The 23,697-nt window shown below is 68.6% G+C and carries 25 protein-coding genes and 1 tRNA gene; 13 read left to right on the top strand and 13 right to left on the bottom strand.

The window, feature by feature from the left end:
* Positions 1-70: 70 nt before the first annotated feature.
* The 9 genes from xerD (at position 71) to CGU35_RS09305 (ending at position 8,632) form a co-directional block, all read left to right on the top strand.
* Positions 71-1,003: a site-specific tyrosine recombinase XerD gene (gene xerD, locus CGU35_RS09345; RefSeq protein ID WP_100811206.1), complete on the top strand. Its 933-nt coding sequence runs from the start codon at positions 71-73 to the stop codon at positions 1,001-1,003.
* 86 nt (positions 1,004-1,089) lie between these two features.
* A complete protein-coding gene (locus tag CGU35_RS09340) occupies positions 1,090-1,998 on the top strand; it encodes a ParA family protein (RefSeq protein WP_100811205.1) in 909 nt (302 codons plus the stop codon).
* On the top strand, positions 1,982-2,812 hold the full coding sequence (locus CGU35_RS09335) for a segregation and condensation protein A (RefSeq protein ID WP_232711208.1): 831 nt from the start codon (positions 1,982-1,984) through the stop codon (positions 2,810-2,812). Before CGU35_RS09340 ends, CGU35_RS09335 begins: the two co-directional genes overlap by 17 nt.
* Positions 2,802-3,377, top strand: coding sequence for an SMC-Scp complex subunit ScpB (scpB, locus tag CGU35_RS09330; protein ID WP_100811203.1), 576 nt, complete (start codon positions 2,802-2,804; stop codon positions 3,375-3,377). The genes CGU35_RS09335 and scpB overlap by 11 nt, the downstream gene beginning before the upstream one ends.
* Before the next feature lie 136 nt (positions 3,378-3,513).
* A complete protein-coding gene (locus CGU35_RS09325) occupies positions 3,514-4,320 on the top strand; it encodes a pseudouridine synthase (protein WP_100811202.1) in 807 nt (268 codons plus the stop codon).
* Positions 4,321-4,329: 9 nt separating this feature from the next.
* On the top strand, positions 4,330-5,445 hold the full coding sequence (locus CGU35_RS09320) for a prephenate dehydrogenase (RefSeq protein WP_100811201.1): 1,116 nt from the start codon (positions 4,330-4,332) through the stop codon (positions 5,443-5,445).
* Entirely contained in the window at positions 5,438-6,157 is a 720-nt protein-coding gene (cmk, locus tag CGU35_RS09315; RefSeq protein ID WP_100811200.1) for a (d)CMP kinase, read from the top strand. Before CGU35_RS09320 ends, cmk begins: the two co-directional genes overlap by 8 nt.
* The gene (gene der, locus CGU35_RS09310) at positions 6,154-7,677 is read left to right on the top strand and encodes a ribosome biogenesis GTPase Der (protein WP_100811199.1); all 1,524 of its coding nucleotides are present in this window, start codon (positions 6,154-6,156) and stop codon (positions 7,675-7,677) included. The genes cmk and der overlap by 4 nt, the downstream gene beginning before the upstream one ends.
* A 49-nt stretch (positions 7,678-7,726) precedes the next feature.
* Positions 7,727-8,632, top strand: a complete 906-nt coding sequence (locus CGU35_RS09305) for an NUDIX hydrolase (RefSeq protein ID WP_100811392.1) — start codon at positions 7,727-7,729, stop codon at positions 8,630-8,632.
* Positions 8,633-8,694: 62 nt separating this feature from the next.
* Here CGU35_RS09305 and CGU35_RS09300 read toward each other — a convergent pair whose 3' ends face one another.
* Positions 8,695-9,141 carry a MarR family winged helix-turn-helix transcriptional regulator gene (locus tag CGU35_RS09300; protein WP_100811198.1) on the bottom strand — a complete coding sequence of 149 codons (447 nt, stop codon included), beginning with the start codon at positions 9,139-9,141 and terminating at the stop codon, positions 8,695-8,697.
* Positions 9,142-9,203: 62 nt separating this feature from the next.
* Here CGU35_RS09300 and CGU35_RS09295 point away from each other — a divergent pair, with 62 nt between their 5' ends.
* A complete protein-coding gene (locus CGU35_RS09295) occupies positions 9,204-9,572 on the top strand; it encodes a VOC family protein (RefSeq protein ID WP_100811197.1) in 369 nt (122 codons plus the stop codon).
* A gap of 123 nt (positions 9,573-9,695) precedes the next feature.
* On the opposite strand, the gene CGU35_RS09290 is transcribed toward CGU35_RS09295, so the two are convergent.
* From CGU35_RS09290 to CGU35_RS09275, 4 genes are all read right to left on the bottom strand, one after another.
* A complete protein-coding gene (locus CGU35_RS09290; RefSeq protein ID WP_157813928.1) occupies positions 9,696-10,979 on the bottom strand; it encodes an HNH endonuclease signature motif containing protein in 1,284 nt (427 codons plus the stop codon).
* Positions 10,980-11,096: 117 nt separating this feature from the next.
* Entirely contained in the window at positions 11,097-11,480 is a 384-nt protein-coding gene (locus CGU35_RS09285) for an RNA-binding S4 domain-containing protein (RefSeq protein WP_100811195.1), read from the bottom strand.
* The gene (locus tag CGU35_RS09280; protein WP_100811194.1) at positions 11,477-12,193 is read right to left on the bottom strand and encodes a lysoplasmalogenase; all 717 of its coding nucleotides are present in this window, start codon (positions 12,191-12,193) and stop codon (positions 11,477-11,479) included. The genes CGU35_RS09285 and CGU35_RS09280 overlap by 4 nt, the downstream gene beginning before the upstream one ends.
* Before the next feature lie 72 nt (positions 12,194-12,265).
* Positions 12,266-12,841 (bottom strand): GNAT family N-acetyltransferase, encoded by a 576-nt coding sequence (locus tag CGU35_RS09275; protein WP_146048001.1) that lies wholly within the window; start codon positions 12,839-12,841, stop codon positions 12,266-12,268.
* Between the two features lie 115 nt (positions 12,842-12,956).
* On the opposite strand from CGU35_RS09275, the gene CGU35_RS09270 reads away from it, so the two are divergent.
* Positions 12,957-13,030: transfer RNA gene (locus CGU35_RS09270), tRNA-Pro, on the top strand.
* 235 nt (positions 13,031-13,265) lie between these two features.
* Here CGU35_RS09270 and CGU35_RS09265 read toward each other — a convergent pair.
* The 7 genes from CGU35_RS09265 to CGU35_RS09235 are packed head-to-tail and all read right to left on the bottom strand — an operon-like array spanning position 13,266 to position 21,085.
* Entirely contained in the window at positions 13,266-14,150 is an 885-nt protein-coding gene (locus CGU35_RS09265) for a VOC family protein (protein ID WP_100811192.1), read from the bottom strand.
* A gap of 37 nt (positions 14,151-14,187) precedes the next feature.
* A complete protein-coding gene (locus CGU35_RS09260) occupies positions 14,188-15,351 on the bottom strand; it encodes a thiolase family protein (protein ID WP_100811391.1) in 1,164 nt (387 codons plus the stop codon).
* Positions 15,348-16,853, bottom strand: a complete 1,506-nt coding sequence (locus CGU35_RS09255) for an AMP-binding protein (RefSeq protein WP_100811191.1) — start codon at positions 16,851-16,853, stop codon at positions 15,348-15,350. Before CGU35_RS09255 ends, CGU35_RS09260 begins: the two co-directional genes overlap by 4 nt.
* 1 nt (position 16,854) lies before the next feature.
* The gene (locus CGU35_RS09250; protein ID WP_100811390.1) at positions 16,855-17,784 is read right to left on the bottom strand and encodes a fumarylacetoacetate hydrolase family protein; all 930 of its coding nucleotides are present in this window, start codon (positions 17,782-17,784) and stop codon (positions 16,855-16,857) included.
* A gap of 7 nt (positions 17,785-17,791) precedes the next feature.
* Positions 17,792-18,640: a fumarylacetoacetate hydrolase family protein gene (locus CGU35_RS09245; RefSeq protein WP_100811190.1), complete on the bottom strand. Its 849-nt coding sequence runs from the start codon at positions 18,638-18,640 to the stop codon at positions 17,792-17,794.
* Between the two features lie 8 nt (positions 18,641-18,648).
* Positions 18,649-19,464, bottom strand: a complete 816-nt coding sequence (locus CGU35_RS09240; protein WP_157813927.1) for an alpha/beta fold hydrolase — start codon at positions 19,462-19,464, stop codon at positions 18,649-18,651.
* The gene (locus CGU35_RS09235) at positions 19,457-21,085 is read right to left on the bottom strand and encodes an FAD-dependent monooxygenase (protein WP_100811188.1); all 1,629 of its coding nucleotides are present in this window, start codon (positions 21,083-21,085) and stop codon (positions 19,457-19,459) included. The genes CGU35_RS09240 and CGU35_RS09235 overlap by 8 nt, the downstream gene beginning before the upstream one ends.
* A gap of 183 nt (positions 21,086-21,268) precedes the next feature.
* Between CGU35_RS09235 and CGU35_RS09230 the strand changes: the two genes are divergently transcribed.
* Together CGU35_RS09230 and CGU35_RS09225 are read left to right on the top strand one after the other, a co-directional pair.
* A complete protein-coding gene (locus CGU35_RS09230) occupies positions 21,269-22,633 on the top strand; it encodes a GAF domain-containing protein (protein ID WP_100811187.1) in 1,365 nt (454 codons plus the stop codon).
* Positions 22,569-22,883, top strand: coding sequence for a PucR family transcriptional regulator (locus CGU35_RS09225; RefSeq protein WP_198519545.1), 315 nt, complete (start codon positions 22,569-22,571; stop codon positions 22,881-22,883). The genes CGU35_RS09230 and CGU35_RS09225 overlap by 65 nt, the downstream gene beginning before the upstream one ends.
* A gap of 106 nt (positions 22,884-22,989) precedes the next feature.
* Here the strand turns inward: CGU35_RS09225 and CGU35_RS09220 are convergent, their stop codons facing one another.
* Positions 22,990-23,676: a HEAT repeat domain-containing protein gene (locus CGU35_RS09220; RefSeq protein ID WP_100811185.1), complete on the bottom strand. Its 687-nt coding sequence runs from the start codon at positions 23,674-23,676 to the stop codon at positions 22,990-22,992.
* Between the last annotated feature and the right edge of the window lie 21 nt (positions 23,677-23,697).

Below are 23,697 nucleotides of genomic sequence, written 5' to 3'. Positions count from 1 at the left end.
TGAGCGAGCGGGACTGAGCAAACGGGACTGAGCGAACGGGACTGAGCGAACGGGACGGAGGCGAACCTCGGTGCGGATCGATCGAGCCGTGACGGCGTATCTACGCCACGTCTCGATCGAGCGCGGGCTGTCCGAGCACACGGTTGCGGCCTATCGCCGTGACCTCGGCGACTACGTCGGATGGCTGACCGAGCAGGGCGTTCGCGACACGACGGATGTCACACCGGACGTCGTCGCGCGTTACGTCGCAGACCGGGCCGCCGCATCCCCGCCCCCCGCCGCTTCGAGCCTCGCGCGCCTGCAGTCTTCGGTGCGGGGCCTGCACCGTTACCTCGCCCGCGAAGGAATCGAGGACGAGGATGTCTCGACTCGGCTGCGCCCGCCGAAGGCCGCCCGGCGTCTGCCCCAGGCGCTGACGATCGAGCAGGTCGAGCGGCTGCTCGCGGCGCCGTCGGGTGAGGACCCCATCGGATTGCGGGATCGGGCGCTGCTCGAGCTGATGTACGCGACGGGAGCTCGGGTGTCGGAGGTCGTCACCCTCGACGTCGACGATCTCATGGGCGGCGGCGGCGCGACCGGCAACGGCTCGACCGGCGACATCGTCCGCCTGCGCGGCAAGGGCGACAAGGAACGGATCGTGCCCGTGGGATCGTTCGCCCGCGCGGCGGTGGATGCCTACCTCACCCGTGTGCGTCCCGAGCTGTCGCTGCGTGGTCGCGCCACGCCGCGGCTGTTTCTCGGGGCACGCGGGGCGCCGCTGTCGCGGCAGAGCGCCTGGCTCGTCATCCGTGCCGCCGCCGAGAAGGCGGGGATCTCGGCCCACGTCTCACCGCACACCCTGCGGCACTCGTTCGCGACACACCTGTTGCAGGGCGGCGCCGACGTGCGTGTCGTGCAGGAACTGCTCGGGCACGCCTCGGTCGCGACGACGCAGATCTACACGCACGTCACGGTCGACGCCCTGCGCGACGTGTACGCGACATCCCATCCGCGCGCACGGTAACGCGTCGGACAGCACCGGCCCTCGCGCGCGCCGCCAGGGTCGAGGGGGCACGGGTGACTAGAATCGGTCCACAACATGGGGTTCAGATGGTGAAGCAGGGAGTATCGGTGGCGGGCAGCGCGCGGGGCACGAAGAAGGCCTCCTCGACGGATGAGGCACCCCTCGGCCCGACCGGTCGTCCGTACCACGGCTTTCCCACGCCTCCGAAGCTCGCCTCGCACGGCCCGGCCCGCATCATCTCGCTCTGCAACCAAAAGGGCGGGGTCGGCAAGACGACCACGACCATCAACCTGGCCGCATCTCTCGCGCACTATGGGCGTCGCGTCCTGGTCGTCGACTTCGACCCGCAGGGCGCGCTGTCGGCCGGCCTCGGAATCCAGACGCACGACGTGCCGACCGTCTACGACCTGCTGCTCGACACCAAACGCGACCCGCACGAGGTGATCGTTCCCTCGCGCACCGAGGGTCTGGACGTGCTGCCGGCCAACATCGACCTGTCGGCCGCCGAGGTGCACCTGGTCAACGAGGTCGCCCGCGAGACGATCCTGGCGCGCGTGCTGCGGCACGTCTCGCGTGAGTACGACGTCATCCTGATCGACTGCCAGCCCTCGCTGGGACTGCTCACGGTCAATGCCCTCACGGCCAGCCACGGCGTGCTCATCCCGATGGAGTGCGAGTTCTTCGCGATGCGCGGCGTCGCCCTGCTGATCGAGACGATCGAGAAGGTGCGCGATCGCCTCAACCCCGCGATCGAGCTCGACGGGGTCCTCGCGACGATGTACGACGCACGCACCCTCCACGCCCGTGAGGTCCTCGAACGCGTCGTCGAGGCTTTCGGTGACGACGTGCTCGAGACGGTCATCGGTCGCACCGTGAAGTTCCCGGATGCATCCGTCTCGGGTCTGCCGATCATCGAATTCGCCCCCGAGCACGCCGCCGCCCAGGCCTACCTGCGCCTGGCGCGGGAACTGGTCGCCCGTGGCGACGTCGCCTGAGACCGCGTCGGCGGCTGATGACGGGGACGGCGACGGCCGATTCCGGGTTTCGGTCACGGGCTTCGACGGCCCGTTCGACCTGCTGCTCTCGCTGATTTCGAAGCACGAGCTCGACATCACCGAGATCGCGCTCAGCAAGGTCACGGATGAGTTCATCTCGTATCTGCGGGCGCTCGATCCGGACGAAGAGCTGGAGCGCGCGAGCGAGTTCCTCGTCGTGGCGGCGACGCTGCTCGATATGAAGGTCGCGGGGTTGCTGCCGCAGGGCGAGCTCGTCGATTCCGAGTCCGTCGCGCTGCTCGAGGCGCGGGACCTGCTGTTCGCGCGCCTGTTGCAGTACCGCGCGTTCAAAGAGGTTTCGGGTTGGTTCGGCACCCGGCTGCAGAGTGAGGACACGCGGCACGCCCGCGCCGTTCGGCTGGACGAGAAGCATCGCGCGGCCGTTCCCGAACTGGTCTGGACGCTGTCGGTCGAGGACTTCGCCGCGATCGCCCTGCTGGCGCTGAGCCCGCGCGAGATCCCGCACGTCGGGCTCGAGCACCTGCACGCGCCGCTGGTCAGCATCCGCGAGCAGGCGGCCGTGGTGGTGTCGTTGCTGCGGCGGGCCGAATCGGTGAGCTTCCGCGAGCTCGTCGCGGGTGTCACGCAGCCCGGCATCGTCGTGGCGCGCTTCCTGTCGATCCTCGAGCTCTACCGTCACGCGGCGCTGTCGTTCGAACAGGTCGAGCCGCTCGGCGAACTCACCCTGCGATGGTCGGCCGAGAACTGGTCCGACGAACAACTTGCGACCCTGGGGGCCGACTATGACCGCTGAACATCAAGACGTCGCCCGTCGTCTCGAGGCGATCCTGCTCGTGATCGAAGAGCCGCAGAGCCTCGTCGCCCTGGCGACCGCCGTGGCGGCACCCGTCGCCGCGGTGCGGCAGGCGATCGAGTCGCTGGTCGAGGACTACGACGGCGTGGCCGGCGGGCCGCGGCGCGGGTTCGAACTGCGCGAGGTCGGCGGGGGATGGCGGCTGTACGTCCGCGCCGAGCACGACGACCTGGTGAGCGAGTTCGTGAACACGCAGGCGCCGTCGCGGCTGTCGCAGGCGGCGCTCGAGACGCTCGCCGTGATCGCCTACAAGCAGCCGGTCACGCGCGGCCAGGTCGCCGCGATCCGCGCCGTCAACGTCGACTCGGTCGTGCGGACGCTGCTCGGCCGGGGTTTGATCACCGAGGAGTACGCGGATCCCGAGACCGGGGCGATCCACTACGGCACGACCGATGCGCTGCTGGTGAACCTCGGCATCAACTCGCTCGACGAGCTGCCGCCGATCTCGCCCCTGTTGCCCGACGTCTCGGACGACGACAGCCTCGACGAAGCTCTCGGCCGGTGAGCGTGGTTCAGGTTCCCGGCCGAAGCGAGCCATCCTGTCCAAGCATGTCCCGCTTCGGCTCGGTATGGACGGCACATTGCGGGCGAAACTGGGACATCGAGCGGGAAAAGTGGGACATGGAGCAGGGGATGCGGCGATGAGTGGTGGAGAGACCGGGACGACGGATGCCTCGGCGGACGGTGTGCGGCTGCAGAAGGTGCTCGCCCAGGCCGGCGTCGCCTCGCGGCGCGTCAGCGAAGAGCTGATCGCCGACGGGCGCGTTCGGGTGAACGGTGTCGTGGTCACGGAGATGGGTGCGCGGATTCATCCGGAGTCCGACCTGGTCGACGTCGACGGTGTCGCCGTGCAGGTCGAGTCGGGCATGCGCTACGTCATGCTCAACAAGCCGACGGGCGTCGTCAGCACGATGCGCGACGAGCGCGGCCGCCCCGACCTGACCCGGTACACGGCCGAGTGGCCGGAGCGCCTCTACAACGTCGGTCGCCTCGACGCCGAGACGAGCGGCCTGCTCATCCTCACCAACGACGGTCAGCTCGCCCATGTGCTCGCGCATCCCTCGTACGGCGTGACGAAGGTCTACATCGCGAAGGTATCGGGCCGGGTCAGCGCCCAGACGATCGCGCAGCTGACGCGCGGCATCGAGCTCGAGGACGGACCGATCGCGGCCGACAAGGCGCGGCTCTTGGATGCCTCGGGCGGCACGAGCCTGGTGGAGCTGACCCTGCACTCGGGTCGCAACCGCATCGTGCGGCGCATGATGGCAGAGGTGGGGCATCCGGTCCGCGAGCTCGTCCGCAGGCAGTTCGGCCCGCTCCACCTGGGAACTCTCCCGGCGGGGCAGGCGCGGGAGTTGACTAAGGTGGAACGCGGCGCGCTGCTCACCCTTGCGCGCCGCGATGCCGCCCTTTCGAGCGACGACGAGCCGCAGGGCGACACACCGTAGGAGATTTCAGTGACCGACTCGACCACGCCCCGCGTTGCCGCGCGCACCAGCGGCACCGTCCGCGTGGTCGGTGCCGGGCTGCTCGGCGCGAGCGTCGGGCACGCCCTGATGGCGCTCGGGGTCGATGTCGCGCTCGATGACACCTCGCGCGCGCAGGTACGACTGGCCGTGGATTACGGCGCCGGGCGGCTGAGCCGCCCCGACGACGAGCCTCGGCTCGTGGTCGTCGCCGTGCCCCCGGACGTCGTCGCGGACGTCGTCGCGGCCGAGTTGGCGCGCTATCCCGACGCGGTCGTGACGGATGTCGCAAGCGTGAAGCTCGCGCCGCTGCACGAACTGCGCGAGCGCGGCGTCGACCTCACCCGTTACATCGGCTCGCACCCCCTCGCCGGTCGTGAACGCGGGGGAGCGATCTCGGCCCGTTCCGACCTGTTCATCGGCCGGCCCTGGGTGGTGTGCCGCGACGAAGAGACCCGGACCGCGGACCTCGCGGTCGTCGAAGGGCTGGCCCTCGATCTCGGCGCGATGCCGATCGAGATGACGCCCGAGGAGCACGACCGCTCGGTCGCGGTCGTCTCGCACGTGCCGCAGCTCGTCTCGAGTCTGCTCGCGGCCCGGCTGCGCGAAGCGCCGGAGCAGTCGCTCGGGCTCGCCGGCCAGGGCGTCCGCGACACGACGCGCATCGCGGCATCCGCTCCCGAACTGTGGGTGCAGATCCTGGGCGCGAACGCCGAGCCCGTCGTCGAGGTGCTCGACCAGCTCGCCGCCGACCTCGGCCGCGTTGCCGATGCGCTGCGCGACCCGGATGCCGCGGGCTCTCGCCGCACGATCGCCGACACGATTCAGCGTGGCAACGAGGGCGTCCAGCGCCTGCCCGGCAAGCACGGGCAGAAGCGGCGCTTCGAGCAGCTCGTCGTGATGGTGGATGACTCCCCGGGGCAGCTCGCTCGTCTGTTCAGCGACCTCGGCGCGCTCGGCGTCAACGTCGAAGACCTGAGGCTCGAACACTCGCCGGGAGCCGCCTTCGGCCTCGCCGAGATCAGCGTGGAACCCGCGACCGTCGCGAACGCGGCCGCGGGATTGGTGGAGCGGGGTTGGCGGATGGCGGGTACGGGCAATGAGTGAACCCACGACTGTGATGCCGCTGGCAACCGCCGACAACGTGATCGCGATCGACGGTCCCGCGGGCAGCGGCAAGTCGAGCGTCGCGAAGCTGGTGGCCTCGCGCCTCGGCTACGGCTACCTCGACACGGGCGCCGCGTATCGCGCGCTCGCCTGGCACGTGCTCGAGCGCGGTGCCGACACGAGCGATGCGAGCGCCGTGCTCGACGCGACCGGAGATTTCGACTTCGCCATCTCGACCAACCCCGAAGATCCCTGGGTACGCGTCGGATCGGTCGATGTGAGCGGTGCGATCCGCGAACCGCGGGTCTCGGACGCCGTCAGCGGCGTCGCCCGGGTGCCCGCCATCCGCCAGGCCGTCACGAACCTCTTCCGCTCGATCATCCACGACGCCCCCGACGGCATCGTCGTCGAGGGCCGGGACATCACGACCAACGTCGCGCCCGACGCGGCCGTGCGGCTGCTGCTCACAGCAGCCCCCGAGGTGCGCGCCGCCCGGCGCAGCGCCGAGCTGACCGGCGTAGAAGCAGCGGTCGTCGCCGACGCCCTGCACCGCCGTGACGCCTCCGACAGCGGGGTGGTCGACTTCCTGACCGCCGCCCCGGGGGTCAAGGTGGTCGATTCGACCGACCTCGATCTCGAACAGACCGTCGACGCGGTCCTCGACATCGTTTCGAGGTCACGCGTCGGCAGAACACGAGGACTGACGCCATGAGCGCTGACGACGAATACGAAGGTCGCCCCGACCAGATCGCCGAGAAGCTTGCCGAACTCGACCCCGAGCTCGTCGAGCAGAGGGCGGCGACGCTGCGCGCATCCCTCGCCGACTACGACCTGGACGAGGACGACGCGCACCTGCTCGCGGGTGTCGAGCGCGGCATCGACGGCATCGAGTACCTCCCGGCGCTGCCCGTCGTGGCGATCGTGGGCCGCCCGAACGTCGGCAAGTCCGCGCTCGTCAACCGCATCCTCGGCCGTCGCGAGGCCGTCGTTGAAGACACCCCGGGTGTGACGCGCGACCGCGTCACGTACAAGGCCGAATGGATGGACCGGCGCTTCTCGCTGGTCGACACGGGCGGCTGGGAACCGGATGCGCGGGGCATCGACGCATCCGTCGCCGCACAGGCCGAGATCGCCATCGACCTGTCGGACGTCGTCCTCTTCGTCGTGGACGCCATGGTCGGACCCACCGCGACGGACGAGCAGGTCGTGAAGCTGCTGCGCAAGAGCGGCAAGCCCGTCTTCCTCGTCGCGAACAAGATCGACGACGCACGCCACGAGCCCGAGGCCGCCGCGCTCTGGAGCCTGGGCCTCGGCGAGCCGCACCCCGTGTCGGCCATTCACGGTCGCGGCGTCGCCGACCTGCTCGACCAGTTGATGGAGAAGCTGCCCGAGGTCTCGGCCGTCGCCTCGCACGAGATCGGCGGCCCGCGCCGCGTTGCGATCCTCGGACGCCCCAACGTCGGCAAGTCCTCGCTGCTCAACAAGGCGGCGGGCGAGGAGCGCGTCGTCGTCAACGAACTCGCCGGCACGACCCGCGACCCGGTCGACGAGATCGTCGAGCTGGGCGGCAAGCTCTGGCGTCTGGTCGACACCGCCGGCATTCGTCGCCGCGTGCACCTGCAGCAGGGCGCCGATTTCTACGCATCGCTGCGTACGGCGACGGCGCTGGAAAAGGCGGAGGTCGCCGTCGTCGTGCTGGATGTGAGCGAGTCGCTCAGCGAGCAGGACGTCCGCATCATCGACATGGTGCTCGAGTCGGGACGCGCGCTCGTGCTCGCGTTCAACAAGTGGGACCTGCTCTCGAGCGACAAGCTCGTCGACGACGATCGTCGACGCTATCTCGAGCGTGAGATCGAACAGGACCTCGCTCACGTCGCATGGGCACCCCGCGTGAACATCTCGGCCAAGACCGGGCGTCACCTCGACAAGCTCGTGCCGGCGCTCGAGACGTCGCTGGAGTCGTGGGATCAGCGGATTCCGACCGGTAAGTTCAATGCCTTCCTCTCCGAACTCGTGGCCGAGCACCCGCACCCCTTGCGCGGTGGCAAGCAGCCGCGCATTCTGTTCGGCACGCAGGCAGCCTCCCGCCCGCCGACATTCGTGCTGTTCACGACTGGATTCCTCGACCCCGGCTACCGCCGCTTCATCGCCCGTCGCCTGCGCGAGATCTTCGGTTTCGAGGGCACGCCGATCCAGATCAACATGCGGGTGCGCGAGCGCCGCACGCGCTGAACCGGGCCGGTCGGGCGCTGCGCCCGCCCGGGTGTGACAATCTGGTGTGGTGAGCATCGAGCCCCCCGTCCCCGGTGAGCCGCGGCGGCCGTTCGGGCCCCGCGACTCGGGGGATGCGTGGGTTGTCGCGCCGAGTGGCGAACGTTACTGGGGCCGGTACGGCGCGGCAGGCCTGCTCGCGTACGACGCCGCGCGCAACAGCGTGCTGTTGCAGCATCGCGTGTCGTGGAGCCACTTCGGCGGCACCTGGGCGCTTCCGGGTGGCGCACGCCACGAGGGTGAGTCGGCGATGGACGCGGCCCTGCGCGAGGCGCTCGAAGAGGCCGGTGTGCCCGGGTCGGCGATCAGACCGCGCGCCACGAGCGTGCTCGACCTCGACATCTGGTCGTACACGACGGTGATCGGCGACGTCATCGTCCCCTTCGAGCCCGTCATCAGCGACCCCGAGAGCCACGCGCTGGAGTGGGTGCGCGTCGACGACGTCGTGGACCACCCGCTGCATCCGTCTTTCGAGGATGCCTGGAGTCACCTGCGGCCCACACTGCACCTGCGACCCGTGGTCGTCGTGGACGCGGCAAACGTCGTCGGTTCGGTGCCGGACGGGTGGTGGAAGGATCGCGCGGGTGCGACGGATCGTCTGCTCGATCGGCTGGAGGCACTCGCCGTCGCCGGGCTCGAGGCATCCGCGATCGCCCTGCCGGTCGACCGGTGGTTTCCGCGCTTCGTCGTCGTGCTCGAGGGAGCCGCGCGCGGCGTCGCCGATCGTTCCGGTCCGATCGAGATCGTGCGGGCAGATGCATCCGGCGACGACGCGATCGTGGCGACCGTGACTGACCTCGACGCGAATGGTGCCGCGTTGACCGTGGTCACGAGCGATGCCGGGCTGACGCGTCGGGCTGAGCGACTGGGTGCCACGGTGCGCGGGGCGCGTTGGGTGCTCGATCTTCTGCGGTAGGCGTTCTTCTGCGGTAGGCGTTCTTCTGCGCTCGGCGCTGTCTGTGCTCGGCGTTGTCTGTGCTAGGCGTTCTCGTCGCGGAGTGAGCGGATCATGCTGCGCAGGATCCGCAGGGCGGCCGCCTGCTCGTCTTCGGTCATTCCCGACAACATCCTGAGTTCGACGGATCGCACCGCGGCGGTCGCCTGCTTGAGGCTTTCGCGACCACGCTCCGTCAGCTCGGTGGGAAGAACCTTGCCGACGGGGGCCTCGGTGGGGCGAGTGACGAAGCCGTCGCGCTCAAGGTTCTGCAGCAGCACGTTCATGGACTGCCGAGTGACGAAGGCGCCGCGCGCGAGTTCGGAGTTGGACAGCCCCGGGCGCTGGGACAGCAGTTCCAGACACGAGTAGTGCGTGACGCTCATCCCGAGCGGCCGGAGGACGTCTTCCATGGCGGACCGCAGCGCGCTCGACGCCTCTTTCAGCAGGTAGCCCAGCGAGGTCTGCAGATCGATGCCGACGTGACTCATGTCAGTATTCTGACATAGATTGCTCTGTGTCAGAAAACTGACACGAAACGAGGAGCAAGATCATGCCCGCAACCGGCCCCGACTTCATTTCTCTCCAGGTACGCGATCTCGCTGCCTCGCGGGCGTTCTACGAGCGCTATCTCGGTCTGGTCCGGTCGCCCGCCGGGCCGCCGCATGCCGTGGTGTTCGAGACCACGCCGATCGCGTTCGCGCTCCGCGACGTGATCCCCGGCACCGACCTCGCATCGGTGCCGCAGCCCGGTATCGGTGCCGCGATCTGGCTCCATGCCACGGACGTGCAAGACATCCACGACGCGCTCGTCGCGGACGGGGAGACCATCGTCTCGGCGCCGATCGACGGTCCGTTCGGCCGCACCTTCACGTTCGCCGACCCCGACGGTTACCAGATCACGCTGCACGACCGAGCGTAGGGAGTTATGCCTCGGGCTCGCTGGTCGGGCGCCGCGCAGTGCGTCACTTCGACAAGCTCAGCGGGTCGCTTCGACAGGCGCAGTACTCGGGCGGGTGGGCGGGCGGGCGCAGCGACCCCATGCCTAGAAGGGTGGTGGGTCGGTGTTCGGAGTGAAGTGGACGGCGGGTGGGGGTTTGTCGATGTAGACATGCCCGCCGGGTGAGGTCCATTCGAGGATTCCGCCGCCGAGTTGCCTCACGGTCCAGCCTGTTTCGCCTTTCAAGGTGTGGTGTCTCTTGCAGAGGCAGGCGAGGTTGCAGGTGCTGGTCTCACCACCGAGGGCGTAATCGAGGGTGTGGTCGCGGTCGCACCGATGGGCGGGTTGCCGGCACCCGGGGAACCGGCAGTGCTGATCCCGTGCGCGCAGGAACCGTTTCATGTCCGCCGACGGTGTGTATCGGTCGACCGCGAGAACGCACCCGGTGATCGGGTCTGCGAGGACCCGATCCCATCCCGTGGCGTGGCCGGCGAGGGTGCGGGCTGTCGCCGGGTCGATCGGGCACCGCCCGGCCAGTTCCGCGGGCTCATCCGTCACCCCGGCCAACGCGAGAGCGGGAACGGTGACGTTCACGATCGCGCGGATCGCCCCCAGACCTCCAAATCCGTCCGACATCCCCGCACCCGTCTCAACAGTGGGTGAAGTCGTCAGCACCATGTCAGCCACCAGGTCCGCACGGATCTGGTCGAGGGTACGGGTGTCAAATGGGTCGGCCTTCTTGAGTGCCTGCGCCTGCTGCGTGATCCGGTCATGCATTGCGTGCGCCAACACCGCCGGTTGGATTGTGCTGAACTCAGCCATCCCATCCCCGATATCCCGCACGCACGCACCGCGGGTGGCTCGTGCTTCTTGGTGGCGCTCGGTCAACTTTCGGGGCTGCAGTGACTCCGCGAGCAGCGCCAACGACGATGCCAATCGTCCGGGTGTCGTTCCTTCCGCCCGAGCCAACGCCTCGCGCTCGAACACCGCCCGCGCTTTCGGATTGGTGAGGGGTGTGCCGTGTTCCATGATCACCGCAACATGCCCCGCACCGACGCGTCCCGCATCCCATGCGTCGAACGTCGCCGGGAACGACTCCGCCAGCACCGCGGCGTCGTTCATGCGGCGCTGCACGGTCCGGTCGGACATGTTCGCCGCGACACCCAACTCCGCCGCCAACGCCCGCACCGGCAACTCCGCCTCACGCGACGAGACCGACACCAGCTCGGCAACCCGGCGCATCCCGAGGCCCGCCGCATCCGCCAACACCCGCGCCTGCGCCGCCTGCGCCCGCGCCACCGTCCGCGACGCCTCCGCGAACCGCACCGCCAGGTCACGCGCGGCAACATCAACATCCTCATCGGATGCGACACGCATGTTCGAATGCATGTTCGAAACTCTACGGACGACCACCGACATCCGACGCCCGAAAAACACCGAAATCACGCCGAGATCGCGGCAAGAAGATGAGAGTTTTCACATCTAAGGCGTCCGAGAGTCGCGGATCTACTCGGGGGCGAATCCGCGCAGCTTGTCGATGTCGCGGCGCTCGCGCTTGGTCGGCCGACCCGCCCCGCGGTCGCGCACCGGCACGAAGGCGATCGATTCCCGGGGAGGCGGGGGAGGCGTCAGGTCTTCGTAGGCCAACGCAGCCGCCGGGGCGCCGACGCGCTTGACGATCGTCTGGCGGACGACGAGCGTGCGATCGAACCCGGCGATGCGGATGCGAACCTCGTCGCCGGGACCGATCGGTTGCGCGGCCTTGGCTCGATCGCCGTTCACACGCACGTGCCCCGCCCGGCAGGCGGTCGTCGCCGCCGAGCGGGTCTTGTAGACGCGGACGGCCCAGAGCCAGGCATCCGTTCGCACACGGGATGTCTCGCTGCTCACGTGCGCGCCGCCCGGGATCGTACGGCGAGGCGCGGCAGTCCGACGGCGACGCCCGCGACGATGAGCCCTTGGCCGAGCGTGTAGGTCGCCATGACGAGGGGGCTGGTCCAGTCGGGCATGGCCTCGGGGGTAAAGAGGCGGAACGCGAGGATCGTGTCGGAGGCGAGGAAGAACGCCGCACCGATGGCGACCATCGGGGCGCAGCGCGCGGCCGTCGCCGCGGTGCCGCCGAGAACGAGGCCGTAGATCGCGACGGCGAACGACAGGGCGCCGAGCCGGGGCCACAGGACGATCACGAGCAGGAGCCACCACGCGGCGTAGACGAGCGCCCAGGCGGGCCAGGGCTTCGTGCGGATGAACCGCCAGAACAGCACGATGTAGGCGACGTGCGCGAGGCCGAAGCAGAGCAGCATGACGGGCAGCTCGGGAGCGTACGGGAAGAACGTGCCGGCGCCGTCGCCGAGCCACGAGAACGCGAGGGCGACGAACAGGAGCGTCGCTGGCGCGCCCCAGGTGGAGCCGCGTCCGGCCCAGAGGGCGGCGATGACGAGCAGGGGCATGAGTGTGAGCTTGGTCGGCGCGGCGATCGCGTCCGCATCCAGGCCGAGCGCGATGACGTGCACGATCGAGACCACCGCGTAGGGAATGAAGCCGATCCACGCGGGCAGCCCGGCCAGGCCCGCGAGGGGCGACCGTGGGGACTCTGCGCTCATGTTGCTCCTCGTTGGGCCTGCCGCCGCACACGACAATCGTCGCACGAGCCACCGGTCCGGTGTTCGTGGCGTTCAGGTGCTCAGGTCGAGCTGAACGATCACCCGCTCAGGCTTGGGACGTGCGATCTCGCGGAATCCGGCGTTCTCGAACACGCTCAGGATGCCTCGGAAGAGCTCGTTCGACGAGCGTTTGGTGGCGCTCGTGTCGGTCGGATACGCCTCGAGCACGCGGGCTCCGTTCGTGCGGGCATGGTCGATCGCGGCGTCGAGCAGTTGCTGATTCAGGCCCTTGCCGCGGTGCTCTTTGCGCACGACGAAGCAGGTCACGGCCCAGACGGTCGAGTCATCCCACGGCTCGTTGGTCGCGGCGAAGTCGCGGGTGCGTGCGAGTCGTGGCTGCGCGGTGCGGGGTCCGACGCGGACCCACCCGGCGGCTTCGCCGTCGACGTAGGCGATGAGGGCGGGGGAGGGCTCTGCGGCGACCTGTGCCCGCAGCATCCGTTCGCGTTCATGGCGGTCGGATGCCTGAAACTGCGCGTTCGTGAGCGTCCACCACTGGCACTGGCAGCTGAGTCCGTCGCCGCCGCCCGAGAAGGTGTGCTCGACGTCGTCGAACCGGTCGGCCGTGGCGGGCGCGATGGTGATCATGGCGGTCACGCTAGCGCGAGGTGCCGACACGGGGCGAGAGCGTTCGCGGGGGCTCGGGCGCTCGGGTAAGATGGGGGAGTTGTCCGCGCTCAGGCGGGGGCTGAAAAGTGAACAACGGGATGTGGCGCAGCTTGGTAGCGCACCTGACTGGGGGTCAGGGGGTCGCAGGTTCAAATCCTGTCATCCCGACAGAAAAGCCCTGATGAGATGACTCTCGTCAGGGCTTCGCCGTGTCTGGGAGTGAGTTTTTTGCCAGCGAGTTCTGGCACGACCATCGTGTAGGTATCGCTGGCCTCCAGCGCCACTTGCGCATCCCCCGGTTGCTCGCACGACCAAGCCGGTCGAGGGGTCATCTGCGCCAGGGATGCTGCCGCCCGTCGTGCCTCGGAGCGTGACCGTGCTCCTCACCGGCCCGAGGGCGACGTCAGCGACTGATCGTGGGCACCCCGAACTCCAGCATGTTCTCCGGCGAGAGGCCGTCCCACTGGCTGAGCCAACCCGGATCCTCGAACGCCCACACGATGGCGTCCCGGCGCGGGTCGTAGATCATCTCCATATCGGTGTATAGCTCGACCAGGGCCGCACCCGGCTCGATGTAGTATGCCGCGATGTTGTGCCCGGCCCCATGACGGGTCGGACCCCAGAACAACCGAGATCCCGATTTCGCCAAACGGTCGGCGAGCTTGCCGAGATCGGTGATGCTCTGAGCCTGCCAGGCGTGGTGATGAAGTGAGGGCTGGTGACCGGCCGCTTTCACGACGGCGATGCCGTGGTGTTCCGGATTGCAGCGAAGGAAGAAGGCGAAGTCTTCCCCGATGCGGTCCGAGACCGTGAACCCGAAGACATCGACGAGGAACGAGACCATCGCGACCGAGTCGCGCACCTTGAGGTTGACATGTCCGTACCGATCCGGGCCGAAGCCTCCCGTGCGGTTGTCGAAGATCGACATGCCACGGTAGACGTGCCAGGTGAACCCCTCAGGCCCAATGAAGGCGAAGCCCTCCTCGATGTGCTCCTCGATGGGTTGCTCGGCGAGGACGCGCCAACCGCCGCGCCGGACCTTCTCCCGGATGGCCGCGAGGTTGTCACTGTCGGGCGCGACCAGGCCGATGTGGTCGACGCCCTCCACGTCCGATTTCACATAGACCAGCTCGTGGTGGGTGTCGGCTGCGGACAGGTAGGCGCGCGTGGCCGTGTTCTCCACCGATCTCAGGCCGAGCACGTCGGCGGCCATACGGGTCGAGGCGGGGAGATCCCTCGACCCCAGCGCGATATACCCCATCGCGCTGACGGATCCTGTGGTGGTCATCTTTGCTCCTTTCCTTTCGACTGCGGCCAAGGTGGCCTCAGTCGCGTTCCAAGACGGTCACGCTGCAGACCGCGGACGTGTACGGCGCGGTGGTGACGGCGCCGCCGGCGTTCTGCGCTACGGCAACACGCGCATCAGGCACCTGCCGACCTCCTGCGCGACCGAGCAGCTGATCGACGAGCTCGACGATCTGCGCGGCACCGGTCGCACCGACCGGGTGGCCCCTGCTCACCAGCCCGCCACCGGTGTTCACCGGGAGAGAACCGTCGAAACGGAGGTCGCCGTCGAGCGCGCGGCGCCAAGCGTGTCCGTGCTCGACGGCGCCGATCTCCTCGAGAGCGACCAAACCGGCCGAGCTTGCGGCGTCGTGCACCTCGAGCACGTCGACGTCGGTCGGGCGGCGTCCCGCTGTGGCGAATGCCTCCGCTGCGGTGCGTCGGATGAGTTCGCCGCCCTCCGCGCGTCGCCCGGACCGAAGCGCGATGCTGCGCACGGCGATCGCGGCATCGGTCCGCGGTCGCGACGAGACAAGGACCGCGGCCGCCCCATCACCTACCGGTGAGCACATGAGGAGTCGAAGCGGGTCGTCGATGACCCGCGACTCGAGGATCTCCTGCGGTGTCGCCGCCGAACGGTACTGGGCGCGGGGGTTCAGGCTGCCGTGCAGCCGTGCGGTTGAGGCGGCGTGGGCGAAGGCCTCGATGGTCGCGCCGGTGGCCGCCATGTAGTCGCGTGCCTCCTGGGCGTAGATGCTCATGAAGACGGATGCGCCAGGGCGCCCCACGCCGGCAGCCGTGATGTCGACCCCTGTCGCGAGCGCGTCGAACGCACGCGCCTTGTCGGGGGAGGTCATCTTCTCGACACCGATCGCGAGAGCTGTCTCGCAGGCTCCGGCGCGGACTGCGTTGACCGCGAGAAGAAGGGCGCTCGAACTCGACGCGCACGCGTTCTCGATGTTGACGATGGGGACTCCAGCCAGGCCGGTGTCGAGCAGGGCCAGCTGGCCCTGGATCATCGCCTGACCGGTCATCAGCGATCCGATCGCATTGCCGACCGCGACGAATCCCACCTCCTCCGGCGAGCTGCCGGCGTCAGCCAGCACCTCGTCCACCACGGCGGTGACCATTTCCTTGATCGAGCGCTCCGGATGCTTGCCGAAGGGAGTGCATGCGACTCCCGTGATGTAGACAGAGCCGCTCATCGCATCCGCTCCGTCCACCCCGGCCATGCCTGGCGGAGGGCGACTTTGTCGACCTTGCCCACCGCGGTGGTCGGGAGGACATCGACGCGCACCACGGCCTTCGGCTGCTTGTAGCGACCGAGGGCGTCGTCGCACGCGACTCGGACAGAATCGTCGTCGAAACCCTCCTCGGCGACCACGTAGGCGACGACGGCCTCGCCCCAATCGGGATGAGGGATGCCCACCACTGCCGTCTGCCGTACGCCGGCGACGCCAGCGATCACCTGCTCTACCTCTGTGGTGTAGACGTTGAACCCGCCGGTGATCACCATGTCGTTCTTGCGGTCGAGGAGATGCACGAAGCCGTCGGCATCGATCGTGCCGATGTCACCGGTGTGGAGCCACCCACCCCGAAGGGTCTCGGCCGTCTTCTCCGGCATTCCCCGGTACCCAGTCATGACGTACGGTGCCCGCGCGCAGATCTCGCCCACCTGGCCCGTCGGCACAGGGCGGTCGTCGTCATCGAGCACCGCCACCGATACCAAGGCCGCCGCTCGTCCGCAGCTGGAGAGCCGGTCGGGATGCGCCGGGTCATGGTCCTCCCGTGTCAGACGGGTGAGGAAGTTCGGCGCCTCGGACTGCCCGTACAGCTGCATGAAGACCGGCCCGAACCGTTCAATCCCCTGTTCTAGCCGCTCGAGCGTGATCGGCGCCGCTCCGTAGAGGATGGTGCGCAACGACACGATCTCGCCCTCGCGGTGGTCGGCGTCGAGGAGACGGTAGATCATCGTCGGCACGAGAAAGAGCACGGTGATCGCGTGCTCGATGACCGTGTCGATGACCGTGCTCGCGTCGAAGCGCGTCGCCAGTACGTGGAAGGCGCCCTTCAGCAGCCCGGCGTTCAGGAGGAAGCCCGCGGAATGGGCGAGCGGCGCGGTCAGGGGGATCCGCTCGTCATCGAGAATGCCGATCTCGATGTCGTGGGCGAGGAGGTTGACCGCGAGCGCTTCCTGGGTGTGCAGCACGCCCTTCTGCCGGCCGGTAGTGCCGCCCGTGTACAGGATGAGCGCGATGTCCGCGGGTGCGACCTTCACGTCCGGCGGTCCGTCCGTCTCGGTCGCGAGCGCCCGCTCCCACGCCTCGCCGAGCTCGATCACCTGGGCGACCCCGGCGTCGCGCGCCACCGCGGCGAGAGTGTCGTCGGCGAGCGCGACCGTCGCGCCGCTGTCGGCCAGGATGTAAGCCATCTCGGCGGCGGACAGCATCGGGTTGATCGGGACCTTCGCTCCACCCGCACGCAGGATCGCCTGGTCGGCGACGACCCATTCCACGCGGTTCCCCATCAGAAGCGCAACCGGATCACCGGGCGAGACCCCGGCGGCGACGAGCAGGTGGGCGAGCCGATCCGCGCTGCGCTCCAGTTGGCGGTAGTTGAGGGTGCGGCCGTCTGGGCCGAGCAGCGCCGCCCGGTCGCCGAAGCGGGCAATCCCGCCGACCAGCAGGGAACGGAGGGTGAGCTCCATCTCAGTACCCCGTGCTCAGACGTTCGGCCGTCGGCGCTGCGACGACTCGGTGGCGCAGCTCGCCCAGCTGCTCCACCGCGAGCCGGACATCGTCGCCTGGCTGCAGCCATCCACGGAAGTTCTGGCGATCGGTGACGTATTGCTCGAATAGGCATCCGCTCTCGACGGTGCCTGAACCGATCACGTCGCCCGGCCGCAGCCTCGTTCCGCGCGATGCGAACGCGATCATGTCGGCGAAGCCCCAGTCGATCGAACTCCAGCGCCCATGGCTGACGAGTTCGTCATCGACGCGCACGGTCATCTCCAGGTCGTAGCCTGCACCCGACCGGAACGGCTCGATCTCGTCGGGAGTCACGAGAGCGGGTCCCAGCGTGTTGGCGGTGTCCTTGCCCTTGCCCGGCCCGAGGCGCAACGGCATCTCCTTCATCTGCAGATCCCGCGAGCTCCAGTCGCAGTAGACCATGAAGCCCGCGATATGGGACTCCGCATCGGCGAGCGGGATGTCGCATCCGACCCGTCCGATGACCGCCGCAATCTCGAGCTCGAAGTCGAACATCTCGGTGTCGGGCGCCATCGGGACATCGTCGCGTGGGCCGAAGCGCACATCCGGGTTCGTGAAGTACGCGGGCGGGAAGGTCTCGAATCGCTCGTCCACGGGCATATCGATCGCCGAAGACACGTTTCGCAGGTGCTGGAGGAACCCCGCGCAGTCGCGGATCGACCGCGGTTGCAGCGGACTTCGGAGCAGCGCCTTGTCCAACTCGACGACCTCGGCGGGCCGTCTCAAAGCCCTCTCGCCCTGCGTCTGGAGCTCACCGGCGTCGAGCAAGTCGACCATGCTGGGCCCCGAATCCAGCCCATGCACTACCGCGTCGGCGATCACGCCCACGCGGTTGTCGCCGTCGGAGGACGCGTACGTGACGAATCTCATCTGATACTCACGAGCCCGAGGCGACCAGGGTGGTGCGCAGAGCACCGATCCCCTCGACCTCGCTGACGATCTCCTGACCCGGAGCCAGGAAACGCTTCGGGGTGCGGGCGAATCCGACGCCGGAAGAGGTACCGGTGAAGATCAGGTCGCCTGGGCGCAGGGTGACGACGCTCGAGAGGAGAGAGACGAGCCGGGGGATGCTGAAAATGAGGTTGGACGTACGGAAGTCCTGCACCACCTCCCCGTCCAGGATGCAGCGCAGGGCAATGTCATCGCGGTTGTCGAACTCGTCGGGGCTGACCAGCCACGGGCCGGTCGGTCCGTAGCCGGGGAACGACTTGCCGAGGCTGAACTGCGGATACGAAGGCCCCGCGAGCTGGAGCTCCCGGTCGGAGATGTCCTGACCGATGGTGAGGCCGGCGACGTGGTCCCACCCGTCAGCGTCGCTCACGAGGTGTCCCTCGCGACCGATCACCACGACGAGCTCGAGCTCCCAGTCGGTCATCGGACGTGCGATCTCGACCGGTGCGGCCGGAGCGCCGATACATGACGGGAATTTTGTGAAGACAGAAGGAAAGTCAGGGATCTGCAGCGAGGCCTCCTCCGCATGGTCGAGATAGTTGAGGGAGATGGCGAAGACCTGCGACGGTCGTGGTGACGGCGCGCCCAGCGTGGCGACGTCGATATCGCCCGGACGCCCGGCGTTCTGCTCCGACGCCCAGGCGCGGAACTCGTCCCACACCTCGTAGATGTCAGCGATCCCGGCGGGGAAGCGGCCGCCGGATGCGTCGTGGACGTCGACGGGGGCACCATCGACGAAGATCGTCGGTCGATTCACGATGGAGGCCAGGTACATGTCTCAACTCATTTCTGGTCGGGGTGAACTCGGGCGAGGAATCCCGAGATGGCGGCCGCGGTCGGCGCAGCCGCCTCGAGGGTTGCCAGGTGGCCTGCGCCGGGGAGGACGACGAGTTCCGCGTCAGGGATCGCGTCGACCATCTCCGGTCCTCTCGATGTGCCGGGGTCGCGCTCGCCCCACACCACGAGCGTGGGGCAGCGGATCTGGGATAGCTGGTCGCTGACCGGCCGATAAGTCGCGGGGACCCGCGCGGCCAGGGCGACACCCTCCCGGGGGTGCGCCAGCATCTGCTGGAGCTCGCGCTCGGCTGCGTCGGGGTGTGCATCGAGCCAACCGGGGGCGTGGAAGATGCGCTGGAGCCCTGCCGCCGCATCGCGTCTGACCGTCTCGTCGTCCCCTGCGAGCGCGTCGCCGACCGCTGCGACCGCGGCGACCGCATCGGGCCCAGGAGGCTGGGGAGACGCGTTGATGAGCACCATCGCGTCGACCAGCTCCGGGTAGCGGATCGCGGTGCGCGTGGCGATCGCGCCGCCTTGCGAGAGACCGACGAGGATCGCAGACTCCTCTCCCAGCGCCGAGACGAGCTCCGGCATCGCCGCCACCAGGTCGTCGGCTGTCCACCCTGCCGGGTCCCAGCCCGACTCGCCGTGGCCAGGCCAGTCGATCGCGACCAGACGGTACGGACCCGTGACTGCCGCCATCGTGTCGGCGAAGGTGACTCGCCCGCTGAGCGTGCCATGGAGAAAGAGCACGAGCGGCCCCGCGCCCATCTCGGTGCAGGCCCAGTCGATGCCGCCCACCCGGACGTGACGGTCAGACATGCCCACGCACCAGGTCGATCAGGGTCTCGACATCCGCTGGCGCCACGTCACCGCGCCATGCGACGTGCTGATCGGGGCGCACCAGCACGAGCTTCGCCTCGCACAACTCGGCGAGCTCCTGCGAGCCCGGGGTGAGGACGAGCAGCGGGACACCTCGGTCGTGGGCCGCAGCCTCGAACGGGGTGGTGTCCGGTCCCTCCTCCGTCACGACCAGCGTGAACCATGGCCCCAGCCGGTCGTACAGCGAGGTCGTGTCATCGAGCCAGACGTGCGGAAGGCGCGAGCCGGGTGACGCGGTGGGGATGTAGTCGCCGGCGGTCGACTCCGGCGGGTTCGGTTGATGCGCGATGATCGGGGACCCGTTGTATTGGTACCCGAGCTGCGCGCCCATGCTCTTCAGCTCCGACACCTTCTTCTCGAAGATCATCTCGGTGACTTCCGCTCGTGCCGCGTCGCCGCCCGGACCGTCCTGCTCCATGTGATCGCGTGCCATGTTCGGTCCGATGAGAGAGGTGTTCTTCGCGCACACGTCGAGGATCCACTCCTCGGCCTCTCGGCGCTCTTGGCTGTAGCTGGGGATGAGCGCGGAGCCACCCCATCCCTGCAGGGTTGCACCGATCTTCCAGCCCAGGTCGGCGGCGTCGCCGATGCCGATGTTCATGCCGAACCCGCCATACGGCGAGATCAGGTGGGCGGCGTCACCGGCGAGCAGAACGCGCCCGTGGTCGTAGCGCGGCGCCATCACGGAGTGGACCATCAGCTGACCGCCACCGAGCGATTCGAGCTCGGTGTCCGTTCCCAGCTGGCGCAAATAGTACGCGCTCACGGAGGACCAGTCGTCGGGGTCGACGCCGTCCGGTGCGGGGGCGTCGAAGAACAGATAGGTGTCGTCGGAGTCCTGGGCGAACACGATGAGACCCGTGCGGTCCTCGTTGATCAGCCAGTAGAAGGCCGATAGCCCCGTGGGACGGGCGAGTTCCTTCAGTTTGGGGGCGCGGACGTGCCAGGCCATCGCGGAGGTGAGGTTCGGCAGGCCTTCGAGCTTGACGCCCAGCTGCCTGCGGACGAAGCTGCGGCTGCCGTCGGCGCCGACCAGGTACGCCCCGCTCGCCGACCCTGCAATGCCGTCCCGATCGACGAACTCCACGGTGACTCCATCATCGGTCTGCGCGAAGCCTGTCACTTCGATGCCGAACCGCAGGTCGATCTCGTAGAGCTCCGCGGCCCGGTCGCGGAGGGTCTTCTCGATCGCGGGGTTCGGCGCCCATTCCGGGGTCTCGGCGGCGAAGGGGAACCGGGCCGCCCACTCGACGCCGCCCTCCAGGTTGGCCAGGGTGTGGCCGCCGACGACGCGAGTCATGAACCGTACGTCGCGCTTCATCTCGGGGTCGATCGGGTCATTGCGCCTCAGTGCGTCGGCGATGCCCCAGCGCCGGAAGTGTTCCATCGAGCGCGCGTTGGTCTGGTTGGTACGCGGTCCGAACGACTCGTCGGGAAGACGAGCCTCGAAGACGATCGTGCGCACGCCGCGCAAGGCGAGATCGATCGCGACTGCCAGTCCGATCGGGCCTCCGCCTGCAACGAGCACCGTCTGAGCGTTATCGGTGGGGGAAGGGGTCATGGGATCTCCTGACGTCGTTGTCGGGTCCGCCGGTGGAGTTCCCGGACGGCACGATTGACTCTTCCGGGTGGCGTGGAGCGACGATAGACACGTCGTGACAAAGTTCTCGGGCTGTCGGTTGTCAGCGCGTGACAGCCGAATACAATCGCTGCTACACCCGACTCGACGAAGAGGAGAGGGGCAGTGGTCCACCCGACCGACGACACACCGGAACCAGCCGGAGCGGACCCGCGCGCCCGTTTCCTGCGCCAACTGCTCGCCGCACGCTCGGTCCACGAGGCGATGAAAGCTGCGACCGAAGAGGTCGTCGCCTGGGTGGAATGCGACGTGTCCTGGGTGGCTCCGATCGTCGACGGGCACCTCCTGATGGGTGCCCACACGGGCCTTCGGACCGTCGAGATGGCGTCGTCGTGGACACTCGCGCTGGGTGAGGGCATCGGCGGACGGGTCGCCCTCGACGGGATCGCCGCGACGTGCCGAAACTACGCCGCAGACCCCCGCCGCGGACCGGTGATGGCGCGTGTCATCGATCAGGAGGGGATTCTGGCGACGCTGACGCTTCCCGTCTATGCCGGCGAGCACATCTTCGGCGTCATCTACGCCGCCGATCGGCACATGCATGACTGGACCGAAGTCCAGCTGGATCGCATGGGCCAAATCGCGCAGACCTTGTCAGCATGCGTGGCGTCGCTTCGCGAAGTCGATGCCGTGCGGGGCGCTCTCCTTACCGCCCAGGAGGAGCTCGCCGCAACGGACCGCGCGATGCGCACCACGGAACTCGTCGCCGACTCGCTCAGCCTTCGTGGTGGCGCCCACAGAGCGCTCGAGATACTCGCACAGGACCTGGGGATGACGGTTGAGCTGCGGCAGCGTGAAGGAGCGGCGATCGACGTGGTCGTGGCCGACCGAACCATGCGCGATCCGGAAGTGCGCTGGACGCACATCGCCGGACGCACCGGCGATTTCGCTTTCGTCGTCCGAGGGAATCGCGAGCTGACGCGGTCGGAGACGAGGCTGCTGCGCACCTCGACCTCGATGATCGGGGGCCTGCTAACCGATCTTGCGATCCGGGCCAGATCGATCCTGGATGATGGCAACGCGCAGCTCAACGAGCTTCTCGATCACGAATGGCACGGACCTTCGCGCGCCCCCGCCCTCTTCGCGCGCCGCCCGAACCACCGGGGTGCTGCGACCGACATCGACGCCGGACTACTGGGCGATGCCCTCGAGAGCGTTCTGCCCCACACCCCGCTCTGCCGTCGGGGCGATGAACTGGTCGCCTTACTCGACGCGACCGACGGGATCCCGCACATTCGCGACAAGATCGAGCACGGCATCCTCCCCAGGATCGGCTCCGAGCCGTGGGTCGTGGTGATCGGCGAAGCATGCGATGGAGCAAAAAAACCTGCGCGTCTGCCTCGACAACATCGCATCGATCGGGGAGTCCGCACGGTCCGACGAGCACGGCCCCCGCGTTCGCACGGTGAACACGATCGACGCGACGCTGGCCGGCGGAGTCTCGTCAGAGCGCCTCGGCCGACAGATTGAGCACCTGCTTGGCCCGCTGGCCGCAGCCGATGAGACATCGGGGACGGAGTACCTGCGCACGCTCACGGCCTACCTGAAATGCGATCGCCACCTCGGCCGGACGGCGGCACGGCTGCACGTCCACGCGAACACCGTGCGCTACCGGGTCATGCGGATCGAGGAGATCCTGTCGATGGATCTGAAGGACGTGGATCACCGCTTTCGGATCGATGCGGCTCTCAGGCTGATGACTACGGCGCACGGCTCGTGACGGAGAGCATGCACCTGCGCTGATGACGCAGGCGCGGATGGGCTGGGCCAGCGTGCTCATCGCCAAGATCCCCGCGAGCACCCCGCGGATGCAGTGCAGTGCGCCGTCAGAGCAGAACGGACAGGCGCTTCTTGTGCCGGTTCTGGTTCACGATCCACGCGATATCGGGATCGGCGGTGTCCAGATCGGCGAAAGAGGCAAGGCCAGGGATGGGATCGGCGGCGATCGCGACGCTCCAGCAATATCCGAGCGCCTGCCGGAGCTTCCGCGCATCGGGATGCGTGCGGCGCTCGGCGGGAAGCGTTGCGAGCTGACGCGTCACTCGTCTGCAGACCTCGATCGCGAGCGCCGCGGCGTCGGGAGTGCGCAGGAGACGCGGCTGGCAGATCGCGGCCGCGGCAGCGCGCTGAACCCACGGGTCCGGATCGTCGGCCCACCTCAGCACGACGGAGCTCAGCGCGGCCGGTGCGACATCGCCCAACAGCTGGAGGCCGATCGCGACGCCTTCTCTCACCCGCCAATGCTCGTCGGAGGCAAGGTCGTGTGCCCTCGACTCGGACTCGGGATCGTCTGCGCGGCGCCCGAGGGCCGCAGCCGCGCACATCAGCGGGTACTCGTCGCCGCTTCGCACCAGTTCGTCGATCGCGAGGGCATCAGCGAGTCCCGCGACCGTCTCGACCAACGGGAGATTGGCGCGCGGGCCGGGCAGGCCCGAGTGCTCGGCCAGGTACGCCGGCCACTCCGACCGATCCAGCCCCTGCAACTCCGCGATCGTGGCGTCAGCGCTGACCATGATCCGAGCGTACGCTCTCTC

This window comes from Microbacterium sp. BR1, from assembly GCF_002812725.1.
Classification (GTDB): Bacteria; Actinomycetota; Actinomycetes; order Actinomycetales; family Microbacteriaceae; genus Microbacterium.
This window is presented reverse-complemented; position numbering and strand designations above follow the sequence as displayed.